Below are 14,290 nucleotides of genomic sequence, written 5' to 3' on the forward strand. Positions count from 1 at the left end.
CCTGGTATCGGGTATCGGGGCTATTGCACGGTTTGGAAAAGCCGGGCTGCGCGGGGACCGGCGCGGCGTGACGCCAGCACCTCAAAACACCCCTTCAGCCCGAGAATTGGGGCTAATCATACCATCGCAGATGCCTTCGCCGGCCCGTTTGGGGTCGTCCCCGGGTGTTCGCCGGGCAGTGGAATTCCCTTGCCTTTCCGACCCTTACAAGCGGTTTCGCAAGCACTTTGGCAAACCACGCGTGGGCGGCCCGCCACGCGTGCCCTGGCCCGCGCCCTGAAACTAATTAGGGTAAATGCTAGTCTCTGCTCTGTCGGCGTGATGCCGGATGCGCTCCGGTCCCACGCGCCATGAACGCCCCTTGCAGCCTTTGGCCAACCAGGAGGACAGAGCATGAGTGAACCGTCAGCGGCCGAGCGGCCGTGGTCTGTCGACGACATCCGATACGAGGCGATCGACGTCGCGCGCGTGCGCGGCGACCGCGACCTGTTCTACCTGCTGGTATCGGCCTCGTTCATCGAGAGCGGCTCCGACACCTATGCCGGCAACCTGGCCACTTATTACGCCCGCGTGCCCGAAGCCGCCGGCTGGCTGTCCGAGCACTGGGAAGCCGAGGAGCTGCAGCATGGCCTGGCGCTGCGGCGCTATGTCGAGCATGTCTGGCCGGAATTCGACTGGGAGCGAGGCTATGCGCGCTTCTTCGCCGAATACAGCCAGACCTGCTCGATCGACCAGTTCGAGCCCACCGAGGCGCTGGAAATGGCGGCCCGCTGCGTGGTGGAAACCGGCACGGCCGCCTACTACCGGGCGCTGGAGCGGGCCAGCGACGAACCGGTGCTGCGCGACCTGACGCGGCGCATTTCCAACGACGAGGTGCGGCACTACAAGCACTTCCTCCACTTCTTCAACCGCTTCGCCGAGGCCGAGCGCCTGGGCCGGCTGCGCGTGCTGGGTGCGGTGGCGCGCCGGCTGCTGGAGATCAAGAACGAGGACGCGGCGATCGCGCTGCGCAACGTACTGCGCATGGAACGCGGGGTCGAGTCGGTGCCGGAAGCGGAAGTGCGGGCGCTCAATAGGCGCGTGTCAGGCGTGATCCGCCGCAACATCCCGATCGAGATGACGGTCAAGATGCTGCTGCGGCCGCTGCAGCTGCACCGCGGCGTGGAGCGCGCGGTGCGCGCGCCGCTGGTGGCGATGGTTTCGCGGGTGATCCTGCACTGAGTTGCGCCGGAGCTAGTGGCAGGCCGCGGCCTCGGCGCCCGCGGCCGGCGCGGGCGCGGCGCGGCTGCGGTGCACCAGCCCGGACAAGGCGCCGGCGGCGATGATGCACAGGCCGCCCGCGGCCTCCTTCCAGCTCAGCACCTCGGTCGCCAGCCACCATGACGACACCGCGGCGATAACGATCTCGAACAGCATCAGCAGCGACACGCGGTTGGCCGGCAACCGCTGCAGCCCGTACTGCACCACCGAGTTGCTGACCACCAGCACCGCCGCCAGCCCCAGCACCAGCATCGCCGCGCTGACCTGCGCGCCCGGCACCACCGCCACCGCCGGACCGTCGAGCAGCAGCGCGGCCGGCACACCGACCACGGTGCAGCCGAGGTAGACCACCACCGTGCGTACGCGGGCGTCGGTGTCCGGAAAGCGCTGCCCGGCGCGGCGCGACAGCACATTGTTGACGGCAAAGCCCATGCCGCCGATCAGCCCGGACCATTCCGCGGCCGAGCCGGGCAGCGGCACGCCCACCTCCGGCGTCCACAGCATCAGCCCGGCGCCGAACAGCGCCAGCCCCACCAGCGCCAGCCCGGCCGCGGACAGCCGCTCGCCCAGGAACAGCCGTGCGAACAGCGCGGTCCAGACCGGCGTCAGGTAGAACAGCAGCAGCACGCGCATCACATGCCCGTTGACGCTGCCCCAGACGAAGCCGGCGTTGGTCACGCCCGCCGCCAGGCCGATCGCCAGGAACAGCCAGTGCGGCCGCAGCCCGCCCAGGTGGCGGCGGAACGCCAGCAGCGACAGCACCGCCGCGACCGCGCTGACCAGCGCCGCGGCATGCATGCCGCCCAGGCCCCAGCCGGCCAGCACGCGGTACGGGAACCAGGCGATGCCCCACACCGAGGCGCCGATCAGGATGGAAAGCGATGCCTTGACCGCATGGCGGTCGGCCGGCGCCAGCGGCGCCGCAACTGTCTTTGTGCTCATAAAGGGAATCGGTGCGAGGCGAGCCGGCCCGCCCGCCATGCGCGGCAGGCAGCGTCCGGACGGCGCCGGCGGCATCACCGTGGCGTGATGCCCGCCATCCGTGGCGGCCCAGCCCTCGCCAAAGACCGCCTGGCGGGCCGGGCCGGCGCACGGAAACCCGCGCCGTTCCTCTATAATGCGTCGTTTTAACCGGCCCCGACTGACACCGTGAATCCGCGCCTCGACCTGCTCCAGCCCTACCCGTTCGAGAAACTGCGGGTGCTCTTTGCGCAAGTAAAGGCTGCCGACAAGCCGGCCATCAGCTTCGGCATCGGTGAACCCAAGCATCCGACGCCTGCATTCATCAAGCAAGCGCTGGCAGAGTCGCTTGCGGGGCTGGCGAATTATCCCACAACGGCCGGCTCCGATGCACTACGGCAGTGCATCGCAGGCTGGCTGGAGCGCCGCTACGGCCTGCCCAGGGTCAATGCCGCCACCGAAGTGCTGCCCGTGACCGGCTCGCGCGAGGCGCTGTTCGCCTTCGCCCAGACCGTGGTCGACGGCACCCGGCCGGGCGCGCTGGTGCTGTGCCCCAACCCGTTCTACCAGATCTATGAAGGTGCGGCGCTGCTGGCCGGCGCCACCCCGGTGTTCGCCAACAGCGATCCGGCGCGCAATTTCGCCCCGGCCTTCGACCGCATTGCCGACGAGGTCTGGCAGAAGGTGCAGCTGCTCTTTGTCTGCACCCCCGGCAACCCGACCGGCGCGGTGCTGTCGCTGGAAGACTGGCGGCAGCTGTTCGCGCTGTCCGACCGCTACGGCTTCGTGATCGCCTCCGACGAGTGCTATTCCGAGATCTATTTCGACGAGGGCCGCGCGCCGCTGGGCGCGCTCGAGGCCGCGCACAAGCTCGGCCGTGCGAACGGGGCCAACCCCTTCGAGCGCCTGGTGGTGTTCTCCAGCCTGTCCAAGCGCTCCAACGTGCCGGGCCTGCGCTCGGGTTTCGTCGCCGGCGACGCCGCGCTGCTGAAGCAGTTCCTGCTCTACCGCACCTACCACGGCGGCGCCATGAACCCGGCGGTGCAGAGCGCCAGCATCGCCGCGTGGAACGATGAAGCGCATGTGCGCGAGAACCGCGCCGCCTACGTGCGCAAGTTCAGCGAAGTCACGCCGATGCTGGCGCAAGTCCTCGACGTGGCGCTGCCCGATGCCGGCTTCTACCTGTGGGCCGACGTCTCGCGCACCGGCCTGTCGGATACCGAATTCGCCGCGCGCCTGCTGGCCGAGCAGAACGTGACCGTGCTGCCGGGCAGCTACCTGGCGCGCGAAGCCGACGGCATCAACCCCGGCGCCAACCGCGTGCGCATGGCGCTGGTGGCGACGCCGGAGGAATGCGTGGAGGGGGCGCGGCGGATCGTGGAATTCTGCAAAGGGCTCGGCTGAGGCCTGATTGTCCAATTGTGTTCTCCCTCTCCCCTCAAGGGGAGAGGGTCGGGGTGAGGGGTGGTTTGGCAAGGCACCACGCCCGTAGAACCGCCCACCCTCACCCCCTGCTCTTCTCCCGCAAGCGGGAGAGGAGAGCAAACAAGAGGTCGAGGCTGAGACTCGACGACCGAACATCAACATCAACCCTGAGAATCCAACCATGACGCAAGCTCTGCAAGCCCTGATCGACCAGGCCTGGGAAGACCGCACCAGCCTGTCGCCGAAGTCCGCCCCCAATGACATCCGCGAGGCCGTTGCCAACGTCATCGGCCAGCTCGATGCCGGCACGCTGCGCGTGGCCGAGAAGCAAGGCAAGGACTGGATCGTCAACCAGTGGGTCAAGAAGGCCGTGCTGCTGTCGTTCCGCCTGGAAGACAACGCGCCGATGAGCGCCGGCGGCTTCGCCCAGTTCTACGACAAGGTGCCGACCAAGTTTGCCAACTGGAGCGGCGACGACTTCGCCAAGGCGGGCTTCCGCGTGGTGCCGCCCGCGGTGGCGCGCCGCGGTTCGTTCATTGCGAAGAACGCGGTGCTGATGCCGTCGTACGTCAACATCGGCGCCTATGTCGATGAAGGCACCATGGTCGACACCTGGGCCACGGTCGGTTCGTGCGCGCAGATCGGCAAGAACGTGCACCTGTCGGGCGGCGTGGGCATCGGCGGCGTGCTGGAGCCGCTGCAGGCCAACCCCGTGATCATCGAAGACAACTGCTTTATCGGCGCGCGCTCGGAAGTGGTCGAAGGCGTGATCGTCGAGGAAAACTCGGTGATCTCGATGGGCGTGTACCTGGGCCAGTCGACCAAGATCTACGACCGCGAAACCGGCGAGATCCATTATGGCCGCGTGCCGGCCGGCTCGGTGGTGGTGGCGGGCAACCTGCCGTCCAAGGACGGCAAGTACAGCCTGTACTGCGCCGTGATCGTCAAGAAGGTCGACGCTCAGACCCGCGCCAAGACCAGCCTGAACGACCTGCTGCGCGGCGACTGAGCGCCGCTCGCGGCCCGCATGGGCCGCGACGCCCCGGGGCCTGGCTCCGGGGCTGATTTCCCGTCGTCACCCGCCTGGCCAGGCTGAACATGCCCTCCCTCCGCAAGCGACTCATGGCCCTGGATCCCACCACCGTCAGCACCGTGCTTTCCCTGCTGCCCACCATTCTCGAGCAGGCCAACAAGACCCTCGAGAAACTGAAGAAGAACAAGCGCAAGGACGGCACGCCCGAAGGCGCGGTGGCCGACGCGCGCGACCCGGCGGCCCGCATCGCCGAACTGGAAGCCGCGCTGGTGCAGCAGGCCGAGGCCGTCAAGCTGCTGGCCGAGCAACATGCCATCACCATCGACGCGCTGCGCAAGGAAGCTGCCCGGCTGGACCGGCGCCTGCGGCTGATGACGGCGGTGGCGATGGGCGGCGTGGCGCTGGGCCTGGGCGGCCTGGTGATCGCGCTGAACCTGCTGTTGCGCTGAACCCATTCGTCGTTCCCGCGCAGGCGGGAACCCAGTGACTTCAAACGACGCTGGATTCCCGCCTGCGCGGGAATGACAGTGAAAGTAACGAGACTTGCCATGACCGTCCTGCTCTACGGCATTCCCAACTGCGATACCGTCAAGAAGGCCCGCACCTGGCTGGATGCCAACGGCGTGGCCTACACCTTCCACGACTTCAAGAAGCAGGGCGTGGATGAAGCCATGCTGCGCGGCTGGCTCGGGCACGTGCCGCTGGCCACGCTGCTCAACCGCAAGGGCACCACCTGGCGCGCGCTGTCCGATGCCGACAAGGCCCGCGCCGAAGACGAAGCCGGCGCGATCGCGCTGATGCAGCAAAGCCCGTCGCTGATCAAGCGCCCGGTGCTGGCCCACGATGGCAAGGTGATGGTGGGCTTCTCCGCCGACCAGTACGCCAGCCAGTTCTGATTTTTTATTCCGCCGCCCGATGAACCCCACCCTCGCCCTTACCGAAGACCTGATCCGCCGCCGCTCCGTCACGCCCGCCGACGAAGGCTGCCAGGCCATCCTGGAAACCCGCCTCAAGGCGCTTGGCTTCGATTGCGAAGCGCTGGTCAGCGGGCCCGACGATTTCCGCGTGACCAACCTGTGGGCGGTCAGGCGCGGCACCCAGGGCAAGGACGCCAAGCTGCTGGTGTTCGCCGGCCATACCGACGTGGTGCCGACCGGTCCGCTGGAGCAATGGCATTCCGACCCGTTCGCGCCGACCCACCGCGACGGCAAGCTGTACGGCCGCGGCGCCGCCGACATGAAGACCTCGATCGCCGGCTTCGTGGTGGCGGTGGAAGAGTTCGTCAAGGCCCATCCCGCGCATGCCGGTTCGATCGGCTTCCTGATCACCAGCGACGAGGAAGGCCCCGCGCACGACGGCACCGTCAAGGTGGTCGAGGCGCTGTCCGCGCGCGGCGAACGCCTGGACTACTGCGTGATCGGCGAGCCGACCTCGGTCAACGCGCTCGGCGACATGGTCAAGAACGGCCGCCGCGGCTCGCTGTCGGGCAAGCTCACGGTGAAGGGCATCCAGTGCCATATCGCCTACCCGCACCTGGGCCGCAACCCGATCCATGACGCCGCCCCGGCGCTGGCCGAACTGGCCGCCGAAGTATGGGATGCGGGCAACGAGTACTTCCCGCCCACCAGCTGGCAGATGTCGAACATCCACGGCGGCACCGGCGCCACCAACGTGATCCCGGGCCACGTCACCATCGACTTCAATTTCCGCTTCTCGACGGCAAGCACGCCCGACGGCCTGAAGGCGCGCGTGCACGCCATCCTGGACCGCCACAGCCTCGACTACGCGCTCGACTGGACCCTGGGCGGCGAGCCCTTCCTGACCCCGCGCGGCGAGCTGTCCGAGGCGCTGTCGTCGGCGATCAAGGCCGAGACCGGCTTCGACACCGAGCTATCGACCACCGGCGGCACCTCGGACGGACGCTTTATCGCCAAGATCTGCCCGCAGGTGATCGAGTTCGGCCCGCCCAACGCCAGCATCCACAAGATCGACGAGCACGTCGAAGTGCGCTTCATCGAGCCGCTGAAGAACGTGTACCGTGGCGTGCTGGAACGCCTGATCGCCTGATTTTTTTTGCAAAGACAACCATTCCATGGCAACGCCCTCTCCCCTGCGCACCGTGCGCGACCTGCTGCGCCTGGCCGTGTCGCGCTTTACCGCCGCGCGCCTGTCCTTCGGCCACGGCAGCGCCAACGCCTATGACGAGGCGGCCTACCTGGTGCTGCATACGCTCAACCTTCCGCTCGATACGCTCGACCCGTTCCTCGATGCGCGGCTGCTGCCCGAGGAAGTCGAGGCCGTGCTGAAGGTGATCGACCGCCGCGTCAACGAGCGCGTGCCGGCCGCCTACATCACCCACGAGGCCTATATGCACGGCCTGCGTTTCTACGTCGATTCGCGCGTGATCGTGCCGCGCAGCTTTATCGGCGAACTGCTGCAGGAAGGGCTGGAGCCCTGGGTCGGCGAAAGCAGCAGCATCGGCCCGGTGCTGGAGCTGTGCACCGGCTCTGGCTGCCTGCCGATCGTGGCCGCGCATGTGTGGCCGAACGCGAAGATCGACGCGGTCGACATCTCGCCCGACGCGCTTGCCGTGGCGCGCCGCAACGTCGCCGACTACAAGATGGACGACCGCATCCGTCTCTACCAGGGCGACCTGTATGCGCCGCTGCCGCATGGCGCGACCTACGATGTGATCCTGACCAACCCGCCGTACGTCAATGAGGCGTCGATGCAGGCGCTGCCGGCGGAATACCAGGCCGAGCCGCGCATCGCGCTGGCCGGCGGCGACGACGGCATGGACGTGGTGCGGCGGATCATCGCCGGCGCCAGGGCGCGCCTGAATCCGGGCGGCGTGCTGGTGGTCGAGATCGGCAACGAGCATGCCAATGTGGAAGCGGCGTTCCCGGAACTGGAGATCGTGTGGCTGCCGGTCAGCGCCGGGGATGAGCAGGTGTTCCTGCTGACGTACGACGCCCTGCCGGGCTGATGCGGTAAATCCCGCGCCGGTTTGCTCCCCTCGCCCACTTGCGGGAGAGGGAGCACCCAATCGGTATCGCAGCGCGTCGCCCGCGCAATCTGGGCGAACACCGGCCAACCGTTGATCCGGCAACGCGCGCAGGCCCTACACTCGCTGCAGAGACAGCGCCACTGACGCCGTGACCCCCAGCAATATCCCCCCTTCCGGATCGCCTCCGGGCGCCGCCGCCCTGCCTGCGCGCAGCCCGGCCGCGTATGCCGTGCGCGGCATCGCCATCCTGACCTTTGCGTTCGCGCTCAGCCAGTTCTTCCGCTCGTGCCTGGCGGTGATGGCGCCGGAGCTGCAGCACGATTTCGGCTTGTCGCCGGCAGGCTTCGGCGCGCTGTCGTCGTCGTTCTTCCTGGCCTTCGCCGTGGCCCAGATTCCGGTCGGCATCGCCTTCGACCGCTATGGCGTGGGCCGTCCGACCGCGCTGCTGCTGGCGGTGGGCGCGCTGTCGTCGATCCTGTTCGTGCTGGCGCCCAACGGCGGCGCCGCCACGCTGGCGCAGATGGGCCTGGGGCTGGCGTGCGCGCCGGTGTTCATGGGCCTGCTGCATTTCGCCTCGGAGCAGCTGTCCGAACGCGACTACACCCGCGTGGTCAGCCGCTCCAACGCCACCGGCATGATCGGCTCGCTGTGCGCGACCGCGCCGCTGGGCTGGGCCATCTCGGTGGCGGGCTGGCGGCCGTCGATGGCGGTCTCGGCGCTGGGCATGGTGGCGGCCTGCTATGGCGTGTGGCGCTGCGTGCGCGACCAGGGCCATGCCGAGGCCCGCAGCGCATCGTGGCCGGCGATGCTGTCGGAAAGCCTGCAGCTGCTCAAGCTGGCGCCGCTGTGGACGCTGATCCCGCTGTGCGTGGCGATGGCCGCCGGCACCGCCTTCCGCAACGCCTGGAGCGGGCCCTACCTGGCCGACGTGTTCAGCCTGGGCTCGGCGCCGCGCGGCGTGGCGCTGACGCTGCTGAGCCTGGCCGGCTTCCTGACCGCCTTCGTGCTGCCGGTGCTGGTGCGGCGCAGCACACTCAAGGCGGCCATCGCGGGCTGGTCGTGCCTTGCCATGGCCGGGGGCGTGCTGCTGTCGCTATGGCCGGACCGCGGCATCGGTTATGGAGTGGCGATGATGGCGCTGCTGTCGACCATCGGCATGCTGCATCCCCTGGTGATGGCGCAGGGCCGCGGATTGATCCCGCCTTCGCAGCGCGGGCGCGGGCTGGGGCTGCTTAATACCTTCGTGTTCCTGGGCTCGGCATTGACCTCATGGGCCTTCGGCCTGATCGCCAATGCCGGCCATGTGCGCGGCTGGCCGCTGCCGTCCACCTATGCGGCCATCTTCCTGTCGGCGGCGGTGCTGATCGCCGCCGCGCTGGTGCCCTACTGGTTCAGCCCGCCCCATCCGACCAGCCATTAGTCGAAACCGGTTGCCGGCCCGCGGATTCCCGGTACCGCTTCGCCCGCAAAAAGCCAGACTTATCGATTTAAGAATTCCGCTAGCAGCCTGACGCCATTACCGTTGGTGACATCCACTTCCCCGCCGGCTCCGGCGCAGGGATCCCGGCTGCGTGCGCGGCCGGCACAACGAGGAGACAACCGATGGCATCCACTCCGCGCCCCGCCCGGGGCCGCCGCGCATGGCTGGCCGCCATGCTGGCCACCGCAGCCGCAGCCGCGCTGCCCGCCGGCGCCGCCGCCGAGACCTGGCCGGCGCGCCCGATCCAGCTGCTGATCCCCTACCCGCCCGGCGGCAGCGCCGACCTGCTGGCGCGCCCCGTCGCCGCGAAGCTGCAGGAACGGCTGGGCCAGCCGGTGGTGCTGGAGTACCGGCCGGGCGCCGGCGGCACCATCGCCAGCCAGGCGCTGGCGCGCGCCAAACCCGACGGCTACACGCTGATCATGGTGCTGGCCGCGCATGCCATCAATGCCAGCCTGTATCCCAAGCTGCCGTACGACACCCGCAAGGATTTCGCGCCGGTGTCGCTGGTGGCCAACCTGCCGATGATCCTGGCCGGCAGCCCGTCGCTGCAGGCCACCAATGTGAAGGAGCTGATCGCCGAGGCCAAGGCCGCGCCCGGCAAGCTGACCTTTGCCTCGGCGGGCAATGGCAATACCGGCCACCTGGCGGGCGAACTGTTCGATTCGGTGGCGGGCATCAAGATGACCCACGTGCCGTACAAGGGCAGCGCCCAGGTGGTGACGGCGATGCTGTCCGGCGAAGTCCAGCTTACCTTCGACAGCATCTCGACCACGCTGCCGCATGTGAAGAGCGGCAAGCTGCGCGCGCTCGCCGTCACCGGCAGCCAGCGCGCCGCCGTCGCCCCCGAAGTGCCGACGCTGGCCGAGGCCGGCGTGCCCGGCATCAGCATCACCGGCTGGTACGCGATGCTGGCACCGGCCGGCACGCCGCAGCCCGTGATCGACCGGCTCAGCACCGAGATTGCCACCGTGCTGCGCCAGCCGGAGCTCAAGGCCACGCTGGCAGCCAACGGCTATGAACCGGTGGGCTCGACACCCGCCGCGCTGCGCACCCATATCGACGCCGAGATCAACCGCTGGAGCAAGGTGGTGAAGGACTCCGGCGCGCAGATCCAGTAAGGCTTGCCGCATCCACCCACACTGCCCCACATGACCCAACCGACTCCGCTCCAACGTCCTTTCACCACCATGTCCGTGCTCGTGCGCGAGCATGCCGCGCAGCGCCCGGCCCAACCCGCGCTGATGCATGGCGAACGCGTGCTCGACTACGCCGGGCTCGACGCGGCCATGGACCGCATTGCCGCGGCGCTGGCGCGCGATGGCGTGCGGCCCGGCGAAGCCATCGCCATCTGCGCCGCGTCGTCGATCGAATACGCCGCGGTATACCTGGGCGCGGTGCGCGCCGGCGTGGTGGTCGCGCCGCTGGCGCCGTCATCCACGCCCGACAGCCTGGCGGGCATGATTGCCGACGCTGGCGCGCGCATCCTGTTCACCGACGCCAGCGTCGCCGACGTGCTGGCGCCGGTGCGCGCCAAGCTGGCCGGCACGCCGGTGGTCGCGCTCGACGGCAGCGACGCGGGCGTGCCGTACGCGGACTGGCTGGCGCCCGCCGGCACGCCCGTGGCGGAGCCCGAGATCCGCCCGGAGCTGCCGCTCAACATCATCTATTCGTCCGGCACCACCGGCGCGCCCAAGGGCATCGTGCAGTCGCACGGCATGCGCTGGGCCCACGTGTCGCGCGGCGCCGCCACCGGCTATGGCACGCACGCGATCACGCTGCTGTCGACGCCGCTGTATTCCAACACCACCCTGGCCAGCTTCTTCCCCACCATCGGCCTGGGCGGCACGGCCATCCTGATGGCCAAGTTCGATGCGGGCCAGTACCTGGCGCTGGCGCAGCGGCATCGCGTCACCCACACCATGCTGGTGCCAGTGCAGTACCAGCGCCTGCTGGCGCATCCGGCGTTCGACCAGCACGATCTGTCCGCCTTCCAGCACAAGTTCTGCACCAGCGCGCCGTGCAGCCCGGCGCTGAAGGCCGAGGTCCTGCGGCGCTGGCCCGGCGCGCTGACCGAGCTCTACGGTATGACCGAAGGCGGCGGCGGCTGCCTGCTGTTCGCCGACCAGTTCCCGCACAAGCTGCACACCGTCGGCCGCCCCGCCACCGGTGCCGACGTGCGCATCATCGACGAGGACGGCCGCGAGCTGCCGCCCGGCAGCACCGGCGAAGTGGTGGGCCGCTCGGCGGCGATGATGAACGGCTACCACAACCAGCCCGAAAAGACGGCCGAGACCGAATGGCATGATGCACAGGGCCAGCGCTTTATCCGCACCGGCGACATCGGCCGCTTCGACGAAGACGGCTTCCTGGTGCTGCTGGACCGCAAGAAGGACATGATCATCTCGGGCGGCTTCAACATCTACCCGAGCGACCTGGAGGCGGTGGTGCGCGAGCACCCGGCGGTGTCCGACGTGTCGGTGGTGGGCGTGCCGTCGGAGCGCTGGGGCGAGACCCCGGTGGCCTTTGTCGCGCTGCGCGCCGACGGCGGCGCCAGCGCGCAGCAGGTGCTGGCGTGGGCCAACGAGCGGCTGGGCAAGACCCAGCGGCTGGCACAGATCCACGAGGTGGAGAGCCTGCCGCGCAGCGCCATCGGCAAGGTGCTGAAGCGCGAACTGCGCGATCGCGTCGCAGCGGCCTGAGGCGCCCTGGCAGGCACCCGCGCAAAAAGTCGCACGGGGTGCTTGCGCAATCTTGCAGGGCTCTCTATAATTCGCGCCTTCGCTAGGCTCGTAGCTCAGCTGGTTAGAGCACCACCTTGACATGGTGGGGGTCGTTGGTTCGAGTCCAATCGAGCCTACCAACGCACAAGGGAACACGGACGGTACGCATCGCGCACCGTCCGTTTTTCTTTTGCGGATCCGCTTCAGGCGCCGATGCCGAACTCGGCCAGCACCGCCCCGGTATGCTGGCCAAGCACCGGCGCATTCCCTGCCGGCCCCTCTCGTCCAGCCATGCCCGGCAGGTTGGCCCACGGCACCTCGCCTATCCCTGCCAGCGGCAGCCGGCCGAACACGCCCGCCTGCGCGCACTGCGCGCTCTGCAGCAGGTCGCGCGCATGGCCGACGCGCGCGAACAGCACATCGTGCTCGGTCAGCAGCGCCTCCCAGTGCGCCAGCGGCTGCGCGGCCAGCGCCTGCGCCACGCGCCGGCCGAGCTCCGCCGCCCGCGGCAGCCGGCCCGCGCTGCTGTGCAGCGTGGTATCGGCAAGCCAATCATCGCATCCGAGCAGCGCGGCCAGCCGCAGGAACATCGCGTCGTTGAGCATGCTCAGGTACAGCGCGCCATCGGCCGCCTCGAACAGCCCGGTGGGCGCGTTGGCCGCCGCCAGCTCGGCGTCGGGGAACATGGCGTCGTCCACCATCAGGTAGGACTGCAGCGCGGCGCTGGTCTCCAGCAGCGACAGCCGCACATGGCGGCCGTGGCCGCTGCGCGCGGCCTTGTACAACGCCGCCGACGCCTGCTGCGATGCGTACAGCCCGGTGGCCAGGTCGACCATGAAGAAGGCGATGCGGCGCGGCTGGCCGGCGCCATCGCGGTTCAGGTGCATCAGGCCGCTGTAGGCCTGCATGGTGGTATCCACCGCGGGCCGGTTTGCCAGCGGCCCGGCATGGCCGTAGCCCGAGATCGAGACATAGACCAGCGCCGGTTTGTGCGCGGCCAGCGCCTCGTAGCCGACGCCCATGCGCTCGGCCACACCCGGGCGGAAGTTCTGGATCACCACGTCGGCGCACTGCGCCAGCCGGCCGATGGCGGCGCGGCCGTCGGCGCTGCGCGCATCCAGCACCACGCTTTCCTTGCCCGCGTTGCAGGCGACCGCGATCGCGGTCTGGCCGGCGCGGATGCGCCCCATCTGCCGCGACCAGTCGCCGCCCGGCGGCTCGACCTTGATCACGCGCGCGCCCTGCTGGCGCAGGATCAGCCCGCAGTACGGGCCGGCAATGCCCTGGCTCAGGTCGAGCACGGTCAGGCCCTCGAACATGGCGTCGTCCTCGGTCGTCGCTGCTGTATCGTGCATGACATCGTGCATAAGTTGGCTCCGTTCAGATATCCAGCATGACCTTGCCGATGGCACGGCGCGACATGACGGTGTCGACCGCGTCGAGCCAGTCGCCCAGCGCAAAGTGCTGCAGTACCGGCGGCGCCAGCCGGCCGCTGGCGGCCGCCTGCATGATCTCGCCGACCATGGCCTGCACCCGCGGCGCAAAGCGCCGGCGCTCGTCGGTCAGGCCCCAGCCGATGTAGTAGCCGTAGTTGAAGCCGACCAGCGTCAGGTTCTTGACCAGCAGCAGGTTGGCTGGCACCGAGGGGATACGGCCGCTGGCATAGCCGATCGACAGCAGCCGCGCGCCCGGTGCCGCGCAGCGCAGCGAGGCATCGAACAGGTCGCCGCCGACCGGGTCGAACACCACGTCGGCGCCGCCAGCCGGGCACAGCGCCTTGACCGATGCCGCCAGCGTCTCGGCATCGGCAGGCAATGCATGCGCAGCGCCGTTGGCGAGCGCTGCTTCGCGCTTGGCCGCGGTGCTGGCGGTGGCGATCACGCGCGCGCCCATCAGCTTGCCCACCTGCACCGCCGCCGTGCCCAGCGCGCCGCTGGCGCCGTGGACCAGCATGGTGTCGCCCGGCTGCAGCGCCGCGCGCCAGGCCAGCGCGGCCCACACCGTGCCGCAGGTGATCGGCAGCGCGGCGGCGTGCGCGAGGGCGAGCCCATCCGGCACCGGATAAACCGTGTCCGCGGTCGTCACGACTTCTTCGGCAAGGCCGCCCCAGTCCAGCGCCGCCGCCACGCGCTGCCCCACGTGCAGCCGCGTCACGTCCGGCGCGACCTCCAGGATCTCGCCAGCCGCTTCGGTGCCTGGCGTGAACGGCAACGGCGGCTTGCGCTGGTACTTGCCCGACACGAACAGGCTGAGCGCAAAGCCGACGCCCGCATGCCGCACGCGGATGCGCACCTGTCCCGGCCCGAGCGGCTGGCGCGGCAGGCGCTGCAGTTCCAGTTCGCTCCAGTGGCACCAGCGCGAGCAGACCAGTCCCAGATAGTCATTGTCCTGCATGGTCAATC

13 protein-coding genes and 1 tRNA gene are annotated in these 14,290 nt (G+C 69.3%); 11 read left to right on the forward strand and 3 right to left on the reverse strand.

The features are described 5' to 3' along the window. Positions 1 to 393 precede the first annotated feature (393 nt). Positions 394 to 1,221 carry a ferritin-like domain-containing protein gene (locus CBM2588_RS09785; RefSeq protein WP_115680378.1) on the forward strand — a complete coding sequence of 276 codons (828 nt, stop codon included), beginning with the start codon at positions 394 to 396 and terminating at the stop codon, positions 1,219 to 1,221. Between the two features lie 12 nt (positions 1,222 to 1,233). Here the strand turns inward: CBM2588_RS09785 and CBM2588_RS09790 are convergent, their stop codons facing one another. After that, entirely contained in the window at positions 1,234 to 2,202 is a 969-nt protein-coding gene (locus CBM2588_RS09790; RefSeq protein WP_115680379.1) for a DMT family transporter, read from the reverse strand. A gap of 207 nt (positions 2,203 to 2,409) precedes the next feature. On the opposite strand from CBM2588_RS09790, the gene dapC reads away from it, so the two are divergent. The 10 genes from dapC (at position 2,410) to CBM2588_RS09840 (ending at position 12,028) form a co-directional block, all read left to right on the forward strand. Continuing rightward, positions 2,410 to 3,624, forward strand: coding sequence for a succinyldiaminopimelate transaminase (gene dapC / locus CBM2588_RS09795; RefSeq protein WP_115680380.1), 1,215 nt, complete (start codon positions 2,410 to 2,412; stop codon positions 3,622 to 3,624). A gap of 202 nt (positions 3,625 to 3,826) precedes the next feature. Then, positions 3,827 to 4,654, forward strand: coding sequence for a 2,3,4,5-tetrahydropyridine-2,6-dicarboxylate N-succinyltransferase (dapD, locus tag CBM2588_RS09800; protein ID WP_012352965.1), 828 nt, complete (start codon positions 3,827 to 3,829; stop codon positions 4,652 to 4,654). Positions 4,655 to 4,743: 89 nt separating this feature from the next. Continuing rightward, positions 4,744 to 5,127, forward strand: a complete 384-nt coding sequence (locus CBM2588_RS09805) for a hypothetical protein (protein ID WP_115680381.1) — start codon at positions 4,744 to 4,746, stop codon at positions 5,125 to 5,127. A gap of 99 nt (positions 5,128 to 5,226) precedes the next feature. Continuing rightward, entirely contained in the window at positions 5,227 to 5,574 is a 348-nt protein-coding gene (locus CBM2588_RS09810; protein WP_115680382.1) for an ArsC family reductase, read from the forward strand. Positions 5,575 to 5,593: 19 nt separating this feature from the next. After that, positions 5,594 to 6,745, forward strand: coding sequence for a succinyl-diaminopimelate desuccinylase (dapE, locus tag CBM2588_RS09815; RefSeq protein ID WP_115680383.1), 1,152 nt, complete (start codon positions 5,594 to 5,596; stop codon positions 6,743 to 6,745). A 25-nt stretch (positions 6,746 to 6,770) separates the two neighbouring features. Further along, entirely contained in the window at positions 6,771 to 7,664 is an 894-nt protein-coding gene (gene prmB, locus CBM2588_RS09820; RefSeq protein WP_115680384.1) for a 50S ribosomal protein L3 N(5)-glutamine methyltransferase, read from the forward strand. Between the two features lie 169 nt (positions 7,665 to 7,833). Then, positions 7,834 to 9,105: an MFS transporter gene (locus tag CBM2588_RS09825; RefSeq protein WP_115680385.1), complete on the forward strand. Its 1,272-nt coding sequence runs from the start codon at positions 7,834 to 7,836 to the stop codon at positions 9,103 to 9,105. A 182-nt stretch (positions 9,106 to 9,287) separates the two neighbouring features. Next, positions 9,288 to 10,286 (forward strand): tripartite tricarboxylate transporter substrate binding protein, encoded by a 999-nt coding sequence (locus CBM2588_RS09830; RefSeq protein ID WP_115680386.1) that lies wholly within the window; start codon positions 9,288 to 9,290, stop codon positions 10,284 to 10,286. A gap of 30 nt (positions 10,287 to 10,316) precedes the next feature. Then, positions 10,317 to 11,867 carry a class I adenylate-forming enzyme family protein gene (locus CBM2588_RS09835; protein WP_115680387.1) on the forward strand — a complete coding sequence of 517 codons (1,551 nt, stop codon included), beginning with the start codon at positions 10,317 to 10,319 and terminating at the stop codon, positions 11,865 to 11,867. 84 nt (positions 11,868 to 11,951) lie between these two features. Beyond that, positions 11,952 to 12,028: transfer RNA gene (locus CBM2588_RS09840), tRNA-Val, on the forward strand. Positions 12,029 to 12,091: 63 nt separating this feature from the next. On the opposite strand, the gene CBM2588_RS09845 is transcribed toward CBM2588_RS09840, so the two are convergent. Continuing rightward, complete coding sequence (locus CBM2588_RS09845; RefSeq protein WP_115681451.1) at positions 12,092 to 13,243, reverse strand: CaiB/BaiF CoA transferase family protein; 1,152 nt, start codon at positions 13,241 to 13,243, stop codon at positions 12,092 to 12,094. A 25-nt stretch (positions 13,244 to 13,268) separates the two neighbouring features. Next, entirely contained in the window at positions 13,269 to 14,282 is a 1,014-nt protein-coding gene (locus CBM2588_RS09850) for an NADPH:quinone oxidoreductase family protein (RefSeq protein ID WP_115681452.1), read from the reverse strand. Positions 14,283 to 14,290 lie beyond the last annotated feature (8 nt).

The organism is Cupriavidus taiwanensis (genome assembly GCF_900250075.1).
Taxonomy (GTDB): domain Bacteria; phylum Pseudomonadota; class Gammaproteobacteria; order Burkholderiales; family Burkholderiaceae; genus Cupriavidus; species Cupriavidus taiwanensis_C.